We start from the raw sequence: 22317 nt of genomic DNA, 5'->3' as shown, positions 1-22317 counted from the left end.
CTAAGTCCATTAATCCAACAAACCAAAAAAAATGAGTTCTCGAATAGTTGTTGACCCCATTACCCGCATAGAAGGCCATTTGCGGGTTGAAGCGAATATTGAAGGCGGCAAAGTCACCGATGCTTACAGTTCAGGAACCATGGTGCGTCTGATCGAACGGATCCTGCAGGGCCGGGATCCACGGGATGCCTGGGCTTTTGTAGGCAGGGTTTGTGGTGTCTGCACCACGGTACACTCACTGGCATCCTGCCGGGCCGTCGAAGACGCCCTCGATATCATCATTCCACCCGACGCCGAATTGGTGAGGAATCTCATGTATTGCGCACAATACATGCACGACCACGTAGTCCATTTTTACCACTTGCATGCCATGGACTGGGTAGATGTCGTTGATGCCTTAAATGCAGATCCGAAAAAGACCTCGGAAATCGCACAGTCCATTTCCAACTGGCCCAAGAGCTCACCGGGCTATTTTTCCGATTTGCAGAAAAGAGTAAAAGGCTTCGTCTCCACCGGTCAGCTGGGCATTTTCACGAATGGTTACTGGGGGCACTCCGCCTATAAGCTACCTCCGGAGATCAATCTGATTGGTCTTGCTCATTACCTGGAAGCGCTGGAGTGGCAAAAAGAAATCGTCAAAGTGCACGCCATCTTCGGTGGCAAGAACCCACACCCTAATTACCTGGTGGGAGGTATGGCTTGTTCCATTGGCCTGGACGATGTAAGTGTTATCAATGCAGAGCGACTGGCTTATGTCGGTCAGCTTCTGGAAGAAGGCAAACGGTTTATCGAACAGGTGTATATCCCCGACCTGATGGCCATAGCGCCCTATTACCTGGATTGGGGAGCCATCGGAGGTGGACTTGGCAACTATCTCGTATACGGTGATTTACCGACGAATGGCTACCGTGACGAATCCAGTTTTAAATTCCCCAGTGGGGTAATCTTAAATAAAGATATCAACAATCTGCAGGAAGTCGATTTACGGGAAGATGCTCAGGTTCAGGAATTTATCAGCCGTTCGTGGTACGAATACAGCGGCGGCGATGCAGCCGGCCTGCATCCATGGGCCGGTGAAACAAATCTGAATTACACCGGGCCAAAACCACCCTACGAACATCTGGATGTCGATCAGAAATACAGCTATCTGAAAACACCCCGTTGGAGAGGGCACGCCATGGAAGTTGGTCCCCTCGCCCGTGTCCTGGTGGGTTATGCACGCGGTCGTGAAGACTTCAAGGAAGTAGTTAACATGGCACTCACGAACCTTAATGTTCCGGTTACAGCATTGTTCTCGACGCTAGGCCGTACCGCTGCACGTGGTCTCGAGTCCATTCTGGTCGCCCAGTGGGCACAGGAGTTCTATGACGCCCTGATCACAAACATCAAAAACGGTGATGTCCGCATGGCGGATACGACCAAGTTTGCACCGAAGACCTGGCCTGCAGAGGCTAAGGGCGTAGGTCATACCGAAGCACCCAGGGGGGCACTCGCCCACTGGATCGTGATCGAAGATCAAAAGATTAAAAATTATCAGCTGGTGGTACCTACTACCTGGAATGCCTCGCCGAGGGACCCGGAAGGTCAACGTTCAGCATACGAGTCTGCACTGTTGGACACACCGGTTGCTAATGAAGAACAGCCGCTTGAAATATTGCGTACAATTCATTCATTCGACCCCTGTATGGCTTGTGCAGTACACCTTTACGATGAAGAGGGAGAAACAGTAAGCCGCATACAGGTAGTACCTTAAAATGCCAAACCAATGAAAAATAAAGTTTTAAGACGTGTTTACGTCTGGGAACGCCCGGTGCGTTTCTACCATTGGTTGAATGCGTTGGCCATCGTGGTGCTGTGCATCACCGGTTATCTGATTGGCTCACCAATCGCCATACAATCGAATGCAGAAGCATCATTCAGTTATTGGTTTGGAATCGTACGGTTTTTGCATTTTCTGGCCGCCTACATCTTCTTTTATAATTTCATTTTCCGGATTTATTGGGGTTTCGTGGGTAACAAGTACGCCAACTGGAAAAACTTCGTCCCTATCACGAAAAAGTATTTTAAGGAAATGTGGGATGTCATCCGGATTGACATTTTATTAAAAAGAAACCGCGAACACCTGTCGGTAGGCCACAATGCCCTCGCTGGATTCATTTATTTCATGACTTTCATAGCATTTGCCATCCAGTGTATTACGGGTGGAGGGCTCTATGCCGGGATGAGTGATGCCTGGTTGCCTTCGTTGTTTGCCTGGGTACCTGGTGTTTTTGGTAATGACCAAACGCTGCGCATGGTACATCACATCACCATGTGGTTTTTCATCGTCTTCGCCATCATCCACATCTATCTGGTGTTTTTCCATGATTTTGTGGAAGGCAGAGGTGAAATGTCATCCATGGGTGGTGGCTGGAAATTCATTGAAGAAGAAGTTTTTGAAAACCAACATAACGCCTGACCATTGGACAAAAAACCTGTATTGATTCTTGGACTGGGTAATTACCTGATGGGTGATGAAGGCCTGGGCGTCCATTTTGTTAAGGCATTACAAGATCAGGAATGGCCTGATGATGTCGATATACTGGATGGAGGTACCGGCGGATTTGTGCTGATGAACCAGATCGAATCGTACGAACAGGTGATCATGATCGATGCCACGATGGACGAAAATCCTCCCGGTACCATACGTCTGATCAAACCAAGATTCGTAAAGGACTTCCCGCAAGCTATGAGCACCCATGAGATCGGTCTGAAAGATGTCATCCAAAGTATGCAACTGCTGGGATCTCTGCCCACCATTCATCTGTTTACCGTTTCGATTTCAATGGTACAACCATTGACGGTGGAGTTATCCGGCCCGATCCAGGATGTTATGCAGGAATTGTCGCGAAAGGTACGCCAATTGGTATTTCAACTAATACCTACGGAAGTGATCTGATGCATCATCAGGTCCGGATCAAAAGTCTTATATAGACAAGTACCAAATGAAAAAAGGTTGCCATCCAGATTTTCGAATGGCAACCTTTTCTGCTTTTATTGAAGGGCTTCCGGATCAGGTCTTACCTTTGCGATCCACCTGAATGACCGGAACTGCGGCCTCCTGGATCATCTGATTCAGATCACTGACCTTCTTGTATAATTCATTGATTTGCATTTCTGCTTTATCCCACTTATCCATGACATCGTGGACCCGCATCTTCTGTCCATTGGTAACCGGCAGGTATCCATCCTCAATTAACCCCTCTATGTGCTTGAGCTCAGCGTCCAGCTGATTGGGGAAATTAATGACATCCTGGAACGTCTGCTGCTTGCGCTGCACCAGTGTCTTGTCAACATCTTCAATCGAGGTGATCACATCTTTACAAGCTTTTTTTAAGCTGGTATCCAGACCCGGGCGTTTAACAAAGTCCTCCAGTTGTTGCTTGACCGCAGTCAGCGTATTCACTTCGTCATTAAGAGCACGGGCTCCGGCATCCAGCTGATCCAATAGTTTCCGTTTTTCCTGATAAGCCGCCGGATCGGTAATTTCCAGGCGGGGATCCGCATCAACCATGAAGGTTTGGTCGATGCTGTCTTTTCCAACGACGACGCGCACGGTATATTTTCCCGGAGTGACGAGATGGCCTCCCCTACCACCGAGGGTGAGGACACCTTTCACTTCAGGCTTATCCTGTACATGCATGTCCCAGACGTATTTATGCAACCCGGGCATTTTGTCAAGTGACTTTTTATTGTCGCCCAGTGGTTGGCCATTCAACACCTTCCCATGATCATCCAGGATCCGGATCTTGATGTCGGAAGAATCCAGTTTCTCATTTACCTGGTAATACAATGCCAAACCATAGTCCGGATTGGTACCCATGGTAAGTGATTCACGTCTTGGGCCTCCGTATAAAATCGGGTCACGTGGAGCCAGCAGGGCAACCTGCCCGGCGGATTTGGGTTGCATTTCACGTAATGGTGTCAGGTCATCCAATATCCAGAAAGCCCTGCCCTGGGTAGCTACCAGCAAATCACCGTGATGGATCATCAGGTCGGTGATGGGCACGATAGGCAGGTTAAGCTGGAACGAATCCCACTGCATACCGCCATTTATACTGATGTACATTCCGGTTTCGGTACCGGCAAACAACAGATCTTTGCGCACCGGGTCCTCGCGTACGACACGTACATGTGCTTCCGGAGCAATACCCTGAACATGATCAGTCCAGGTTTTACCAAAGTCGGTGGTTATGTAGATGTGTGGTTTGAAATCATTGAACTTGTAGCGGTTGTAGATCACGTACACCTTACCCGGCGTATTAGGAGACACTTCCAGGCTGTTGATTTGCCCCTCCATAAGCCCCGGAGGTGTCACATCGGCCCAGTTCTGGCCACCGTCTCGGGTCATGTGGACCAATCCGTCATCGCTGCCGGCCCAAAGCTCGTTGGCATCAAAGGGCGACTCCGCCAGGTAATAGACGGCCTGGTAGACCTCACCGCCTGCTCCTTCATTGGTGATGGGGCCACCGCCAAAATCCAGTTTGTTCGGATCATTACGGGTAAGATCCGGGCTGATCTCATTCCAGGTGGTTCCACGGTCTGAAGATTTCAGGACCTGATTTCCACCGTGATAGATCACTTTGGGATCATGTTGTGAGACCAGAATTGGGGCGTTCCAATTAAATCGGTATTTGACATCAGAAGGCTTTGAACCCAGTCCCAGATAGGGATAGGCCATGATGTCTTTGGAAATTTTTAGTTCCGTATCTGTCTCAGAGATGATGCCCTGATAGCATCCGGCATACACAAATCGCGGATTGTCCGGATCAAAGGCACAATAGGCCGATTCACATCCTCCTACCGGATAAAATTCGTCATTCGAGATGCCTCCACGGTCACTACGGGAAGGTATGCAGACCGAGGTATTATCCTGCTGGCCGCCGTAGACGTAATATGGAAAACGGTTATCGGCATTGATGCGGTAGAACTGGGCGGTAGGCTGATTGCCCTGGGTACTCCAGGTCAGCCCGCGATTATAGCTGATGTTGGCGCCGCCGTCGTTGGAGTTGATCTGGATGTTCGGGTCCAAAGGATGCACCCACAGATCGTGATTGTCGCCATGCGGTGTCGGGACAGTCCGGAAGGTCTTACCACCGTCTTCCGAAAGCAGGTAAGGCGCATTCAGCACCACGACGCGGTTGGCATCATGCGGATCGGCAAACACATGCATGTAATACCAGGAGCGGGCCTGCAGGATCCGGTCTTTGTTGATCCGGGTCCAGCTGTTACCGGCATCATCAGAACGGTATAGCCCACCTTCTTCCGATTCGATGACAGCATAAACCCGCTGAGGATCTGCCGCGGATACCGATACTCCAATCTTACCCATGATGGACTTCGGCAATCCTTTGGTCAATTTTGTCCAGGTATCACCTCCATCTGTCGTCTTCCAGATCGAGCTGTACTGGCCGCCGGAAACCATCTTCCAGGGTAACCGCTGGTGGTGCCAGAAGGCAGCATACAGCACCCGTGGGTTGGTCATATCCATCGACAGGTCGCAGACGCCGGCGCTGTCGTTGACAAAGAGGACTTTCTCCCAGCTCTTCCCACCATCCTTGGTACGATAGACACCCCGGTCCGGTGTCGGCTCATAAGGGCTTCCCTGTGCAGCGACATAGATGATGTTAGGGTCTTGCGGATGGATGCGGACTTTGGGTATTTGCCGTACGCGATCCAAACCTCTGTTGGCCCAGGTGGCACCTCCGTCGGTGGAAATATACACACCATCCCCATGCGAGGTCATCACCCCACGCACCGGACCTTCACCAGTCCCGACCACAACAACATTCGGGTCGGAGCGGGAAACATCAATAGCACCTATGGAACCGGTCTTGAGGTAACCATCGGTGATGTTTTTCCAGGTTTCGCCACCATTTTCGGTCTTCCAAACGCCACCGCCGGTAGAGCCAAAATAGAAGGTATAGGGATCTTGCACCACCCCGCATACCGCTACTGCCCGTCCACCGCGGAAAGGGCCGATATTGCGGAAGGTCATGCCGGAGTATTCTTTGGCATCGACCATCTTTACCGCCACTTCTGGCGCAGGTGCAGGTTCCTGTTTTTTGCTTTTTCGCTGCGCCCAGTCTGGCGTCACAGCTAAGATCATGACCAGGGCAGTCATGAGAATCATCCGTTCTTTCATCGACTTCTTTATTTAGGCCAATGAAGGTAAGGAATGAAGGCATAATTCTGAAGTGCTTTGCCGCGTAATTGGATTTGAAATCACAAGTGTGTTTACAGTATATTAGGCACAAAAATTGAATTTAGCTACCTTTGACTGGAATGTATTGACCATGCATAAAAAATGGCTTTGCTGGATTCTTTTCTGGGCTGTCATCCCTTCCATCAAGGCACAGCAATTACCTCAATTCACCTTTTACCAGGACTATCACGCAGTCCTAAATCCAGCTGTCATTCATCATGAATATTTTCTCTACGACCAGAATGCCAAGGCAGGTCTTGCTTACCGGCAACAATGGACACGCTTGAAAGGGGCTCCTTCTACGGCTCTGATGCATGGACACTGGATCACCCGCAATGACGGCAATGCCCATTTGATTACCGGCGGCTATCTGATGCAGGACCGGCTGGGCTCCACCCGCCAAACCAGTTTGTATGGCCAATTAGGTACCGTTTTCTCCCGCGATCCCTATTATGGTGGCATATCCGGTGCACTCTCAATCGGCATGAATTACCTGGGGATCGATATGGATGACATCCGGGCGAACGATATCACCGAGATACCGCTGGATGACTTGCAGAGCCAGTGGTACCCGGATATTGGGATCGGGGTATTTGCCCAAAAACAACTAAATAACGACGACAACATCTATGGAGGCCTATCCATCCCTCAGTTCTTTTCATTTCAGGGTTATCTGAACGTGGGCAACCGGGAATACCGTGGTGTCCGCCGTGTACCGCATTATTATGCAACCATGGGCTACATCAAATACACTTCAGAGACTTCTTATATAGAGCCCAGTGTGTGGGTTCGTTATGTAGAAACCTCCGGCTTGCATGTGGATGGAATGATCCGGGCTCAATTGTCCGAAGAATTCTGGCTGGGTGTCGGCTTCTCCACCGAAAAGACCTTTCACTTCCAGGCAGGATTATCCTTAGGGGAAAACATCAACTCCCTAAACAATTACCGGTTCGGCTATGCATTTAATCAAAGCTTCAGCGAACTGTCGAGTGTCCTGGGCATGACCCACGAATTGTTCATGTCAGTTGCTTTTTCTACGCGTTGATACTATTTACTACTAAATGTCATACCCGCCCGATCGATTTCAGTCAGGTAGGTCAGCCGAGGAGAGAAGCATCTAATGGATAGATCAAATGAATGGAATATGGAAATTATAATTTATTTGCGGTTTACTACATAATATGTAGTCTTACACAAAGGTATTGAAGAAGTATATAAAAAAACTTCATTTGTAGAACGATACAATTCAAATATGAGTCTTCCTGATATTATAAACAGTGAAGTTGTAGTTTTCAAACCAAAAGATGGTTATACTGAATTCCAGGTTGTTCTTGATGGTGAACATGACACTGTTTGGGCTTCAGAACAACAAATAATGGACTTGTTTGGAAAAGCTAGAAGAACAATTGGAGAGCATATTAAGAACCTGTACAAAGAAGGAGAACTTACTAAAGAATCAACTTGGCGGGAATTCCGCCAAGTTCAAAAGGAAGGAGAACGAGAAGTATCAAGAAAAGTTGCCTACTACAACTTAGATGTTATCATTTCAGTCGGCTATCGTGTCAAATCACAGGTTGGCACCGAATTCAGGAAATGGGCAACTCAAAAACTTAAAGAATACCTTCTCAAAGGTTATTCGATCAATAAAAAACTCCTGGAGAAAGAGCAAAACAGGGTTGCAGTTTTACAAAAGGAATTAAATAGTCTCAATGAAGAATTTTTTGAAAAACAAAAAGCAATCACCGATGGCTTCCTTTCTATAATATCACACTATTCGAAATCATTTGAGCTACTCGAAAAATATGACAAAGATGAGCTAGTTTCTGATAATCTCAATAGGGAAGTAATCTATCTAATTAACTATAGAGATGTAAAGGTCGCCATTGAAAAACTAAAATCTGATTTATTGAAAAGAGGAGAGGCAAGTGAACTTTTTGGCAATGAAAAGGATGATTCGTTTAAAGGTATTTTGGGAAGTATTTCACAGACTGTTTTTGGTGAGTTAGCATATCCAACTATCGAAGAGCAATCAGTACAATTGCTTTATTCCATTATAAAAGGACATCCCTTCAGTGACGGTAATAAAAGGATAGGTTCATTCTTATTCGTTTGGTTTCTTGAACAAAATAAATTCCACTTTAATGACAATGGAGAACGAAAAATTAGCGAAAACACCCTTGTTACATTGGCTTTATTGATAGCTCAAAGCCTTCCTGAACAAAGAGGCACAATCCAAAAACTCATCATAAATTTGATAAAAAAGTAAGTGCTAAGGATAAGGCATTAAATTACTGATGTTACAAAGATCTGCATTCGCCGTCTTCAATGAATACCCATGCACCATGCAAAATGCCCCATGCCTGTCCATCACCTCAATAACGTAATATACCCCGTCACCTGCTCCATCCCCCGCTCATGGCGGACGTTCAGCACATAATAATAGGTACCAGCAGGCAATGGTGCACCGGACTGATCGGTGCCACTCCAGGTGTTTTGATAGTCTTCATCCCGGTAGATGATTTTACCCCAACGATCAAATACACGCAGAGCTGTCGTAGATTCACCATAGAGGTCCGCGCATAGTTTCGTGGTCTCGACGATGAAATACCGGTTAGTGCCGGCCGGGCCATCCGGGAAGAGGATGTTAGGCAAGTTGAAGTTTTCCTCGTTGAAGCAGTCTCGATTCACCTCAATGGTAATAAATCCATTAGCGCATACATCACGACAGACATAGCTACAAATTTCAAAAGGCACCTGAATCGTAGCCGAAGTAACACCGTCCAGAACGAAACTGAACTGTCCAGGTACTGGTCCTAAGTTAATGGTACCCTGGTTAACACTACCATATCCATTAAAGACAAAACTGGCACTCAAAGGGCTATCGGCAAACAGATCCACAAATAAACGCTCTCCAGGTGGCACTGCATATCTTTGCTCGTATTTTTCAATATCGAATGTAAGTGAGTTACAATCGGTCCTATTAGACTCTACATTAAAATCCAATATAAAACCGCCGGATCCCGTAAAATTGTTTACAGCTATACCGTAATATTTACCACGTTCAATCCAGACGGTAGATAACCAACCATCTTGTCCATTTTTACAATCTGGCAATTCAGAACTATCTTCAGAATCACCTCTTAGGCCAGTGGGTCCCGCACATGATGAAGCCATGCATCTTAAAACTATCAACGAATCACAATCAAAAAATCCATTCGGAAGCTCAAAAAATACAAAATCAATGTCATCCGCATTATTTAGTGGAGTAATAGTAAAGTTTAATTCCTTTGAAGAGTCACAATAAAATTCAAACCATTTTGAGTTTGTTTCACTATCTATACCAACTATATTGAAACAATTAAATCCATTAAATTCACGTTTTTTACCAGGGCCATACAATGTATCAATAACAATTCTCCCAGTGTCCGATATTATGATTGCATCATCACAATCAGCTCCAATACTTATCGAACCTTTACAGCGACAATCACTCTGAACTTGATCATTAATCGTATTGGGGTCACCATCATCACAGGGTGCTCCGGTTTGTGATTCCCCAGCACAGAAACGCGAGAAGTCGCCTTGCCAGGGGAGTTCAGGATTTTGCGTAGCATCTACGGTAATGTTGCATTTGCTGAGCAAATTCTCCGGAAAGCAACCCGTAAAATTATTATCTCGAAGAGAAAGTAATTGAAGACTGGGATAATCTCCAAAAAAAGCAGGAATCTCACCGGAGAGCTGGTTTTCTTCAGCTTGAATATTGATTAAATTAAGAGAAGCAAAGGAGGCTGGTATTGGGCCGATGAGTTGATTTACGCCTATCCCCAAAAAACGCAATGTTGTTAAGTCACCTAAAGAATTTGGTATTTCGCCAGATAAGTCGTTGTTACTAAGGTCCAGCCAATTGATATTACTTAGACCAGACAAGCTAGCAGGAATAGGCCCAGATAATTGATTAAAGCCAACCGTCAACCCATAAAGCTTTTTCAAATTTCCGAGAGTCGGTGGAATCGGTCCTGAAAGCTGATTGAACCTTAGATCGATCACTTCTGCATTTATCAAGTTCCCAATTTGGCCTGGAATTTGGCCAGATATTTGATTTGAAGCAATCTTTAAATGTTTCATAGAGGATAAATCGCCAGTCTCAGATGGCAGATTGCCACTTAAATTATTAGAGCTCAGATTCAGTAATACCAAATTTGTTAGGTTTCCAATCTGAGGAGGGATCGAACCGCTTAAATGGTTATTGTTTAGGATCAAATATTGAAGGCTAGAGAGGTCCCCAATTTCAGGTGGAATAATTCCATTTAAATTATTTCCGGGAAAGTCACTTCCTGCCTCACCACAATCAAAGACGCCATCCATATCAATGCACTGCACACAACCTTCCGCATTCAACTCCACCCCATACCAGGTATTCATCGGTTGATTCAAATCCCAGGATACCGTCCAGTTTGGTCCATCCGTCGCATCGTACAAGGCTACCAATGCCACGGAATCCTGGTTTCGACAAGAAATAGTATCTCCCGCACAGGAACAGTCAGCCCGAATTCGATCATTTAATGTATAGGGATAAGAATCATCACAGGTAGCACCAGTCTGTGATTCACCGGCGCAGAATTTAGAGAAGTCACCTTGCCATGGCAACTTGAGGTTATTTCTAAAATTAAATTGACATCCTTCATAAGCACCTTGACAATAGCCTCCGCGCCTATCTTCTAATGCCAAATAACATAGCCCTTCCGGATAACATCCCTCCAAATTGTTATTATGAAGAAATAGTGAATGCATAGATTGTAAATTACTAAACGTGGCAGGAATTTCTCCCGTAAGGTTATTACCGTCAAGGTAAAGGAATGTAAGGTTGGGTAAATTACCTAAAGAACTGGGAATACCCCCGGACAAATTATTCTGAGACAAAGTAAGCTGACTTAAGTTCACCATATTACCAAACTCTTCCGGAATAGGACCTGATAATTGATTAAATGATGCCCAAAGACTTCCAAGCGTTGTCAATTGCCCGATTTCATGAGGTATTTCACCTGAAAATTGATTATTATTCAATCCCAACCACGTTATGTGGTGTAGATTACCTATCTCTTTTGGTATTGGTCCGCTGAATTGATTGCCCATCAAATTAAGTGTTCCTATGCTTTTCAAATGATCAACTATACTTGATAATTCACCAGATAGTTGATTATTCAGGAGACTTAATGTTTCTATTAACGCAAGATCATACAATTTATCTGGCAAGGATCCAACCAAAGCATTATCATCCATCTTAATCTGAAGCACATTCTCAAAATTCCCTATTTCCGGAGGAATACTGCCTTTCAAGCCATTATTATTCAGTATGAGACTTCTCAAACAGCCCGCATCATTCAATTCAACCCCATACCAGGCATTAATCGGTTGATTCAAATCCCAGGTTACCGACCAGTTTGGTCCATTGGTCGAATTATAAAGGGCCACCAGAGCCAGAGAGTCTCTTTGCCGTTCACAGGTTTGGGCCCTTCCGCTCTGCGTTAGGTATCCGAAAAGAAGAATGAGTAGCTTAATCCTCAACTTCCAGCCTGATCGTTGTGTAAACCAATTTTTCATCAATTCACTTTAGGGTGTATTGCCATTTTTTATTTCATGTTAACAGGGACATTCAATGTTCTAAAACTATTCTTAGAGTGGGTATAAATTTAAGAGTCCCAAAAAAATAAATCCATGATGTAAAGCTAAATTTCCATGAGGTCAATCACAGGATTTCATTGACTGGACTACAGTTTCCTAAATTGTAAAAGCAAGAAAAATATTCCTGATCTGACTATTACCATACTGTCACATTGCTCATTACTCACTATGCTCCATGCCCCATGCTCCATGCTCCATGCTCCATGTCTGACATCACCTCAACAACGTAATATACCCCGTCACCTGCTCCATCCCCCGCTCATGGTGGATGTTCAGCACATAATAATACGTTCCTGCTGCTAGCGGAGCACCGGGCTGATCGGTGCCACTCCAGTTGTTTTGGTAGTCTTCATCCCGGTAGATGACTTTGCCCCAACGGTCAAAGACCCTTAATGCTGTGGTAGACTCCCCGTAAAGGTCCGCACATAACTTGGTAGTTTCCACAATGAAGTAACGGTTGGTTCCGGCCGGGCCATCGGGGAAGAGGATGTTGGGCAAGTTGAAGTTTTCTTCGTTGAAGCAGTCGCGGTTTACCTGAATGGTAACAAGCCCAGATTTACAGGCATCAGGACACGATTTGCTGCAAATCTCAAAGGGTACCTGGATGGTAGCTGATGCAACGTCATTAATCACATAAGTGAACTGACCAGGAACCGGTCCTAAGGTTATGGTACCCTGATTAACACTACCAAATCCTTGGAATTCATAATTGGAAGGTAAAGGGCTATCTGCAAACAGATCAACGAATAGTCGCTCACCGGGTTGCATGGAGTAGCTCTGATTGGTGTAATTCGAAATATCCACCGTAACGGAACCACAATCGTTTATCTCACCAGAACAACCGCAATCCGAACGAATTTGATCATTCGTTGTGGTCAGGTTACCGTCATCACAGGTAGCTCCTGGCTGCGCTTCTCCATTACAGAAATGAGAAAAGTCACCCTTCCAGGCTAACTGGGGATTATTTGTAAAGTCATAAGTAACCGAACACAATGGCCGGAGCGTCTCATCAAAACAACCACTCAGTTGATTATCGTTTAATTGAATCAATTCAATGCTTGACAAATTACCCAGGGAACCAGGTATTTCTCCGGTCAATTGATTACCCTGCAAAACGAATAATTTCATCTGATTCAAATTACCCAGCGAGGATGGAATGGCACCTCCCAACTGATTAAATTCCAATCGCAACTCCGTCAATGCCGAGAGGTTTCCCAATTGAGCAGGGATGGAGCCAACCAACCCATTACGGTATAAATGCAAGATCCGCAGACGGGAAAGCTGACCAAGTTCAGCAGGAATACTCCCGGTCAATTGATTATCATCTAAAAATAATTCTTCAAGGCTCACCGCATTACCTAAATTGGCGGGAATGGAGCCAGTCAATTGATTATGCAATAAAAAGACTTGCTGCAAATGGGATAAAGTACCCAATCCCCCTGGTATCTCTCCATTCAGTTGATTGAAGCCCATGGAAAGAATCTCTAATTGACCAAGATTACCAATCGATAGAGGTATCGGACCGGTCAGTAGATTGTAATCCAATTGAAAATTTCTCAGATGAATTAAATTCCCTATTCCATCAGGTATCGATCCGGAGAGTTGATTTTCAAATAATAGTAGCGTTTCTAGACGATTAAGCTCACCGATGGTTTCCGGAATACCGCCGGTCAGGTTATTTTTACTCAAGTCCAGATGCTGGAGGTCGATTAGGTTCCCTATTTCGGAAGGGAAGGAACCACTAAGGTTATTATTACTTAAGTCCAGTTGAGATAGACAACCATCACCATTAAACTTCAAGCCATTCCAGGAAGTGATTGGTGTATTTAAATTCCAGCCTTTTGTCCATTTCGGGCCATTTGTAGCGTTATATATTGCTACCAGTGCCAGTGAGTCTCTGCTGCGGCAGGTAAGCACCTCCCCTCTGCAACCGCAATCCACCTGGATCTGGTCATTGATCGTATTGGGGTCTCCATCATCACAGGGTGCTCCAGTTTGTGATTCACCGGCACAGAAACGGGAGAAATCGCCCTGCCAGGGAAGTTGAAGATTATTGGAAAGATTGACAGAACTATCGCATTTGTTTAGAAGGCTTTCGGGAATGCAGCCAGATAACCGATTATCATTTAGGTAAAGTAATCTTAATTTAGGAAAGTCCCCAAAGTAACTTGGAATTTCACCCGACAAGAGATTATTCTCTAATTGAAAATTCACTAAGTTCTGTAGTTTACTAAAGGAGGAAGGGAGTTCACCTGTTAATTGATTATTATTGAAACCTATAGCCTGTATGCTAGATAGTTCACCCAATTCAGCTGGAAGAGGTCCCGAAAAGTTATTGTAGGCCAAACCCATCCATTGCACATTCTCTAGATTTCCAAGACTGCCTGGAATATTTCCAGTCAATTGATTATACTGAAGTGTAAAACCTATCAGCTTGGATAAATTACCCATACTAGCAGGCAATTCTCCTGTCAAATTGTTATTCTGCATCCAAAACATTTCCAGGCTTTTTAAATTACCGATTTCGTCGGGCAATTGGCCTGAAATTTTATTATCCTGTAAATATAGGCCTCGAAGGAATGCCAAATTCTCAATGTCGGACGGAATTTCACCTGTAATCGCATTATTTGCCAGACTTAAAACTTCAAGCTGATCTAAATGAAATAGTTCAACAGGCAAGGTTCCAGTGAGGTTATTTCCTGGCACATTATTGAATGTATTTGTACAGTTGACTTCTCCATCAAGATCTAAACATATGACACATCCCTCTTCATTCAACTCAACCCCATACCAGGTATCCAACGGCTGATTCAAATCCCAGGTCACGGTCCAGTTGGGTCCATCTGTTGCATTGTACAATGCTACCAAAGCAAGGGAGTCTGTGCTGCGGCAAGTGACAATTTCTCCCAGACAACCACAATCCATCTGGATTTGATCATTAGTCGTATTCGGATCATTGTCACTGCATGTCGCTCCTACCTGGGACTCCCCGGCACAGAAACGAGCAAAATCACCCTGCCAGGGAAGTAGTGGGTTATTAGTAAAGTCATACATCACCGAACAAAGCGAATTGAGTGCATCATCAAAACAACCACTTAGTTCATTGTTATTTAATTGGATCAGTTCTAGATTGGATAAGCCTCCCAGAGAGGCGGGGATTCCGCCCGACAACTGATTGTCCCGAAGAACCAATAATTTTATTTTCACCAAATCCCCTAGGGAAGATGGAATTGTTCCAGTGAGTGCATTGCTGTCAACACGAAATTCTTCCAGGCTTATTAAGCCACCTAACTCAGATGGTATGGCTCCAGATAAGTTATTTTTATGCAAATAAAGTTTTCGCAATTGTTGCATCTGACCAAACGATTTATCAATCGTACCAGATAATTGGTTGGTATTAAGAAATAACTCACTCAGATTATTGAGCCCACTCAAAGAAACAGGAATAGCACCACTGAGTAGGTTCTCCTGCATATGCAGGATATTCAGTTTTGAATCATCTCCCAATTCTTGTGGAATAGTTCCACTTAATTGATTGTATCCCAGAGCTAATACCTCGAGGTTTGCCAAATTGCCAATGGAAGGAGGAATAATACCAGATAATTGATTCCGGTCGAGGCGAACATTTTTCAGACTGATCATGTTCCCGATGGTTTCAGGGATCGAACCGGTGAGTTGGTTGTCATAAAGATGAAGATCTTCTACATTAATCAAGAACCCAATCTCGGTGGGAATATGTCCAATAAGATTGTTCTGATCCAAGTATAAAGTCTTCAATTTGGTCAGATTTCCAATGGATACAGGTATTTCCCCGGACAATTCATTTTGACCCAAAGTAAGCACTTCGAGATTCGTCAGATTTCCTATTCCAGATGGAATAGGTCCTCCTATTTGAGAACCTCCAATTGAAATGGTCTGGATATTGCAGAAATTACCAATTTCAAAAGGCAAGGTGCCTGTCAGATTGTTAGTCCAAATTTCTAATGATTTTACACTACCATCGTCGAACAACTCAACGCCATACCAGTTGTCCATCGGCTGTTTAATATCCCAGGTGGTATTCCAATTTAAACCGCCCGTCGAATTGTAAAAGGCCAACAAAACCAGTGAATCTTGTTGCCGGCAGGATACTGCCTGACCAACACACCCACAGTCACCTTGTATTCGGTCATTGACCGTATAGGGATCTCCATCATCACAGGGTGCTCCACTTTGCGATTCACCGGCACAGAAGCGGGAGAAATCGCCCTGCCAGGGTAGCTTTGGGTTGTTAGAAAAACCATAACTGATCGAACAAAATGCACTAAACGAGCCATCAAAACAACCTTCAAGATTGTTATTGTCAAGACCAATGGTACCGAGGTTTTCCAATTGACTTAATTCAGCTGGTATCTCACCACTTAATTGATTAAAATTTAGCCATAAGATATCAAGGTTGGATAACTTTGATAATTCAGGAGGAATGCTTCCTGATACTTCATTGAAACTAAGTCTAAAGGTCTTCAATTTATATAGACTTCCAATTTCTTTGGGTATTTGACCACTGAGGTGATTATTGCCTAGGCCTAAATCCTCCAAATTCGTAAGTTGACCTAGTTCAGTTGGGATTGAACCTGATAAGGAATTAACATCTAATCCCAAGAAAATCAACGATTTTAACTCCCCCAATTCATTTGGGATTTCACCAGTCAATTGATTATAACCAAGGTCCAGATTTTTTAGGATTATTAGACTACCTATTTCAAATGGAATCGAACTTGTTAGATTGTTTTTACTAAGGTCTAGGTCTTCAAGGTTAATTAATCTACTCAATTCTTTGGGAATGATTCCGTCTAATTTATTAAAGCCAAGAGATAAAACTTTTAATTCTTGTAAGTCACCAATTTGCCCTGGTATATTTCCTGTAAGATTATTTCCTGATTGATAATTATTTTGAACAATACCACAATCAGGCACTCCGTCCAGATCCAAACAAGTCACACAGCCATTTTCATTCAGCTCCACCCCAAACCAGGTATCCATCGGCTGATTCAAATCCCAGGTCACCGTCCAGTTTGGTCCATCTGTCGCATTGTACAAGGCTACCAATGCTAGAGAATCCTGGCCTCGACAGGATACGGTATCCCCTGCGCAAGAGCAATCTGTCCGTATTCGGTCATTTAACGTGTAGGGGTCGGAATCATCGCAGTGAGCGCCGGTTTGCGATTCTCCGGCGCAGAAGCGAGAGAAATCACCCTGCCAGGGGAGCAATGAGTTATTGGTAAAATCATAATCGATGAAACAACCGGAAGCCAGTGATTGAGGAAAACAACCACTAAGCCGATTATCGTTCAGTTTTAATATGGAAAGATTACTTAATGTTCCCAGGTAATCAGGCAAATCACCATTCAATTGATTTTGATAGGCGATGAATTCAGCCAGACTGTCTGCATTACTTAAACTTTGAGGCAATGCTCCAGACAAATTATTCTGATACAACCAAAGCGCTTTCAGTTTGGACATTGAACCAAAAATTTCTGGAATTTCTCCTTCTAACTGATTATTATCCAACCATAATAATTGAAGATCTTTCAATTGGGATAACTCGAAAGGTATTGATCCCGATAGTTCATTATTTGCAAGCAGCAGCCAGGACAATTGAGTTAGATTTCCTAACTCTTTTGGAATCTCACCCGCAAAGGTGTTTAAACGCAAGTCCAGCTGGCTTAGTTGGCTTAAATTTCCTATCGAACCAGGTATGGGTCCAGATAGATCATTATCTGCAAGCAATAACAAACGCAATGGTCCCAGCTGTCCCAACTCGACCGGTATCTCTCCATGTAAAGCATTTGCTCCTAACTTAATTTCCGTTACACAACCTTCATCATTCATCTTAACTCCGAACCAGGTATCCATCGGCTGATTCAAATCCCAGGTCACCGTCCAGTTTGGTCCTCCAGTAGCCTGATAAAAAGCCACCAAAGTCAAAGAATCCTGGCTCCTACAAGAGATAGTATCTCCAGCACAGGAGCAATCTGTCCGAATGCGATCATTTGCTGTATAGGGATTGGAGTCATCGCAAGGTGCTCCGGTTTGTGGCTCACCGACACAGAAACGGGAGAAATCACCTTGCCAGGGAAGTCGCGGATTTGCATTAAAATCCACATCAACTCTACACTTTGAAATCAAATCTTCTGGAATACAACCACTAAGTTGATTATGATTTAATGAAAGGATAGCTAATTTTTCTAATCGACCAAACCCCTCTGGAATACTTCCGGAAAAATTATTTCCCCAAAGTGAGACCCACCATAAACTATCCAAGAACGTAATTCCCCTTGGTATTTCACCATCTAAATGGTTGATCTCTAAATGTAAGGATGTTAAGTTCTGTAATTGATTGATTGATTCGGGTATGTTTCCATTAAGCCTATTTCCTGCAAAGCTCAGATTCCTTAGGTTTATCAATTTACCAACATTATTTGGAATGTTACCATCTAAATCATTATAGCTAAGTGATAATGTTTCTAAATTGGTGAAATTAAAAATTTCAATAGGTATATTACCTGTCAAGTTATTATTTTGTAAATTAAGAAAGTTAAGCCTACTCAACTTTCCAATCTCTGTTGGTATTTGACCGTGGAAATTATTTTGTCCTAAATTAAGTGATCGTAGCTTGGTTAAATTTTCGAAACCACTAGAGATAGTACCAGTAAGATTATTCCCAAATAGTTCCAACACTTCCAAATTTTCAAGATTAAAAACCTGATCAGGTAATTCACCACTAAGGCCTCTTCCACCATTTAATATTAATTTTTGAACACAACCAGTACTATCTAGTATGACGCCATACCACTCCCTCATCGGCCTATTCAAATCCCAGGTTATTGTCCAGTTCGGCCCATCCGTCGCATTATACAACGCCACCAGCGCCAACGAGTCCCGCTGCCGGTCACAGGTTTGGCCGGAAAGGGTTTGGGGCAAAAAGCTGGCTATAAGGATAATAAGGATCAGATTGTTAATGCCATGATTGATCCAACGTGTATATCTCGCATTCATGCTAATGGTTTTGGGTGTATTGCGTTCCGTCCTCCAATGTTAACACATCCCCTCATTATGATTTTATTCATCACGAATAAATATCGGCAATCGGCCTGCTACCGGTTCCTGCAGCAAGACCGGGCGTTGGGTCGTAATGATGTCTTTCTTCTCGGCAACCAGCTCAGGCACCCGGTCCCTGGCATATTCGTACCACTCACCCAGGGTTATGATGCGGTTGTCATCCCGGTCAATACCATTCGTAGTCAACCCTTCCTTTAAGGCCAGCGTGAACGCGCTGTTGTCCCATCGGTCATCGGCATAGGACAGCTCGCCGGGTCCACACGACAGCACGAAGTAAAAATCATTGGCGCTGGAAGCCAAGGCATGTAGGGCCTCCGACAACGCAATCTCATCGGGTATGGGTTCCGACTTTACCCCTTCCGGCACATCCAGGTTGGCGATGGACCCGCTGTAGCAGGCATCGATGAAGAGGATCTTCTTACAAGGTAGTAGCTTCAGCTTATCCAGCACCTCGGTCTGAAAATCCAGTGACGTTTCCTCTTCATACAGAAAATCAAAATCGGAAGCCGCCAGCCGGTAGCGATCATCAAGAACAAAACCGTGCGAAGACCAATAGAAAATAAGCACATCGTTGGGCTTGATGCGACTGAACTCCAGGTAGTCCAGCTGGATATCACGGATACTCTTCCGGATAGCCTGCGTTGTTGTACTACTGGCCGAATTGTAAACCGTGGTGTTGACGCGATCAAACAGCAGGTCTTCCTGGCCACCGAAAAGCTGACTGAAGTCCTGCGCATCCTTGCTGACCCAGGGCAGATCCTCAAAAGGCACTCCATAGGCGTACACATGCAGATTGACTCGGGGAGGTTCGTAATAGACGAAGACATCGGGAACCGGACACTGGTGCTCACCATTGGACAGTAAAACTTCTATCCGGTTTTCCCCTTCATGCAACAAAGCAGAAGCCTGCAGATTATACTGATAGCCAACAACATACGACCCGCCCTGCCAGGTTGATGACACGGTGTCGGCCCCACCTTGATAATGGACCAGGGCCTGGACCTTCCAGAAAGAATCCACCGGCTGATTGGACACATAACGCAGCAACAAAGGAAAGCGATCCAGCTGGGTATGCACCACATCCGCTTTCTGGATCGGGTCCGGCTGAATCCAGAACAATTGTCCTTGCCAAGCGACTTCTTCGGGCGGTTGAATGACCTCCTCCTCGGCAGGCAATGTGGGTTCAAATCCGGTCACCGTAACTTTTTGTAGAAATGAATCCAGAGGCAGCGCCTCCACCTGGTCCGACGTGATCTGGCCAAGCGATCTGTTTTTTAAGGCATCCAGTGCCACCACGGTGATGCGCTGCTGCCGGGCCTCCTGGTAAGCCGATTTCACCCGGCCAAGGTCCAGATTAAAATGCCCCATAAACAGGATGGAATCATTGGTATGCGATCCCAGCACTTCCAGATGGAGGCTATCTCCGGCATCCTGTCCCAAATGGAAGGGCACCTGGATTTCCCTGGTCTCACCAGGAGCAACCAGAAAGGGTACCAAATCATTATCCAATTCGAGCCAACCCGGAGCGATGAGCTTCAACTGTACCGGTTGAGTTGAGGTGTTACCGGTATTTTTGATTTGCAAAGGAAGAAATGCAAAATGGTCTTCCTGATCACCCAGGCGAATGGAATCCAGTGTAACCAGGTAATGTTCTTCCGGGGCAACACCGGCGAAGAATTGAGCATCAGCTATGGGCCGGCCCCCAGCCTCCAGTTGAATGAAGGCAGTACCAGCGTTTTGTGACGCGAACGGGAACGCAAAATATTGGCTTATTTGCTCGCCGGGTGCGATCCACGCCGAAGTCTGGGTAGCCCGGATCGGGGTCTGACCATCCACCTGAATGGCTACTTCCGGAGTCCGGATTGGTGTAGATCCGCTATTTGTTAATTCCAGCCAGGATATCAGTTTTTCTCCGCTCCGGACCGTATCGGCCGGAGGGTGCCAACGCCATGGATTTTCTGACCAATCAAAGATTTTCAACTGCGGGGATGCCTGCAAACGAACCATCCAGCCATCGGCACCAATGGCATCACCGGAGGCACTTTGTCCAAGCACCAGGATCCTACCCGATGTCAAATACCTGGCTGAAGCAAACCATTCGTCCTGACTGCCTCCCAGATATTGATCCCGGATTGCATTTCCTGCTGAATCAATGATTTGGATCCAGCCCTGGGAGCGGTGAGCTCCCTGGCGGAGATGAGAATAACTCAATCCAAACAAAATCAGCGTATCGACATCGCTTCTTAGGATGGTTCGTGCTTCATCCCTGAACCTGCCGCCATATAATTGGGATGCGAGTATTTTACCAGAAGCCGCGTCCACTTTCAGGATACCCGCCTGGTCTCTTAGGCGGGGATCCCAGGCATTGGCCGCAACGATTAATTCCTTCGAAGAGAAGGCGATAAGATCCACACCCTGTCTGAATGGCTCCTGGTTGCGTTTTTGCCACAGAATATCGCCGTCCTGATTCATTGAAAAGGTGAGTAAACGGTTATTTCCTGCAGATCCGGTTCCAAACAAATTACCATTAAGGAGGATCAATTTCTGCACCGAACCGGGGTCCGCATCCAGGCTCTTTTTCCAGATCACCCCATGGTTCCGGAAGGCAACTACACCTGGCTTATTTTCCATCGAGCCTCCGAGGAAGTAGTGGCCGGGATCATCTTCTGTAACTGTATTCCAATAGGCATATGGAGTAGGATCATAATATATGAACCGGTCCACAAGCCGTCCCTCCTTTGAAAAAATCAGCATGATGGGTTTAACTTCTGTAAACCCCGAAGCACCTGGTAACGATATGGATCCAACCACGATTATTTGTCCCATTTTATTGATCAGCACTCCCCTGCCCTCATCGTCGTGGGTGTACCCGATATTCTTCGTCCAGTATACTTTGCCCGTGGAATCAGCCAACTGAACCAGAATATCCTTACCCTTACCCTCCTTGCCTTGTGTATATCCCACAGCAACCACATCACCATTCGGAAAAGCATCCATAGCCTGAAATCCGTCGTCGCCCGGTAACAGGGAAAGACTTTCCGATAAAGGCTCAGTGATTTGTGCTTGCAACTCCTGGAAAGGCACTGCACAAAACAGCATCAACAAAAAAAGGTGGATTGGGTGATAGCTCATGTTGAAACTCATCAATCAAATAGGCTACTCTAAAGTACGATCATTGAAATTAATGCATGCTTGTTTAACAAAAAAAACCATGACCGAAATAATCCGGTCATGGTTATGATTTAATTCAAGCTGCTATCTATTGACACGTACCAAAAAAACCATGGTTT

Annotated in this window: 9 protein-coding genes; 5 read left to right on the top strand and 4 right to left on the bottom strand. The window is 45.1% G+C overall.

Going from position 1 to position 22317, the window contains the following annotated elements; all coding sequences use genetic code 11:
• Positions 1-31 precede the first annotated feature (31 nt).
• Genes H6570_04065 through H6570_04055 form a run of 3 tightly spaced genes read left to right on the top strand, consistent with a single transcriptional unit; the run spans position 32 to position 2938 of the window.
• The gene (locus tag H6570_04065) at positions 32-1753 is read left to right on the top strand and encodes a nickel-dependent hydrogenase large subunit (GenBank protein ID MCB9318433.1); all 1722 of its coding nucleotides are present in this window, start codon (positions 32-34) and stop codon (positions 1751-1753) included.
• Between the two features lie 12 nt (positions 1754-1765).
• Positions 1766-2458, top strand: a complete 693-nt coding sequence (cybH, locus tag H6570_04060) for a Ni/Fe-hydrogenase, b-type cytochrome subunit (protein MCB9318432.1) — start codon at positions 1766-1768, stop codon at positions 2456-2458.
• A gap of 48 nt (positions 2459-2506) precedes the next feature.
• Positions 2507-2938 (top strand): hydrogenase maturation protease, encoded by a 432-nt coding sequence (locus H6570_04055; protein MCB9318431.1) that lies wholly within the window; start codon positions 2507-2509, stop codon positions 2936-2938.
• 114 nt (positions 2939-3052) lie between these two features.
• Here the strand turns inward: H6570_04055 and H6570_04050 are convergent, their stop codons facing one another.
• Positions 3053-6184 (bottom strand): glycosyl hydrolase, encoded by a 3132-nt coding sequence (locus tag H6570_04050; protein ID MCB9318430.1) that lies wholly within the window; start codon positions 6182-6184, stop codon positions 3053-3055.
• A gap of 151 nt (positions 6185-6335) precedes the next feature.
• On the opposite strand from H6570_04050, the gene H6570_04045 reads away from it, so the two are divergent.
• The gene (locus H6570_04045) at positions 6336-7289 is read left to right on the top strand and encodes a PorP/SprF family type IX secretion system membrane protein (GenBank protein ID MCB9318429.1); all 954 of its coding nucleotides are present in this window, start codon (positions 6336-6338) and stop codon (positions 7287-7289) included.
• Positions 7290-7496: 207 nt separating this feature from the next.
• Entirely contained in the window at positions 7497-8510 is a 1014-nt protein-coding gene (locus H6570_04040) for a virulence protein RhuM/Fic/DOC family protein (protein MCB9318428.1), read from the top strand.
• A 101-nt stretch (positions 8511-8611) separates the two neighbouring features.
• Here H6570_04040 and H6570_04035 read toward each other — a convergent pair whose 3' ends face one another.
• The 3 genes from H6570_04035 to H6570_04025 all read right to left on the bottom strand — a co-directional run bounded on the left by H6570_04035 (position 8612) and on the right by H6570_04025 (position 22159).
• Positions 8612-11845, bottom strand: a complete 3234-nt coding sequence (locus tag H6570_04035; protein ID MCB9318427.1) for a gliding motility-associated C-terminal domain-containing protein — start codon at positions 11843-11845, stop codon at positions 8612-8614.
• A 294-nt stretch (positions 11846-12139) separates the two neighbouring features.
• A complete protein-coding gene (locus H6570_04030) occupies positions 12140-18964 on the bottom strand; it encodes a leucine-rich repeat domain-containing protein (GenBank protein ID MCB9318426.1) in 6825 nt (2274 codons plus the stop codon).
• A 63-nt stretch (positions 18965-19027) separates the two neighbouring features.
• Positions 19028-22159 carry a caspase family protein gene (locus H6570_04025; GenBank protein MCB9318425.1) on the bottom strand — a complete coding sequence of 1044 codons (3132 nt, stop codon included), beginning with the start codon at positions 22157-22159 and terminating at the stop codon, positions 19028-19030.
• Positions 22160-22317: the final 158 nt, after the last annotated feature.

This window comes from Lewinellaceae bacterium (assembly GCA_020636135.1).
Taxonomy (GTDB): domain Bacteria; phylum Bacteroidota; class Bacteroidia; order Chitinophagales; family Saprospiraceae; genus JAGQXC01.
The sequence above is the reverse complement of the archived record's forward strand: the minus strand, read 5'-3'. Positions and strand labels throughout refer to the sequence as shown.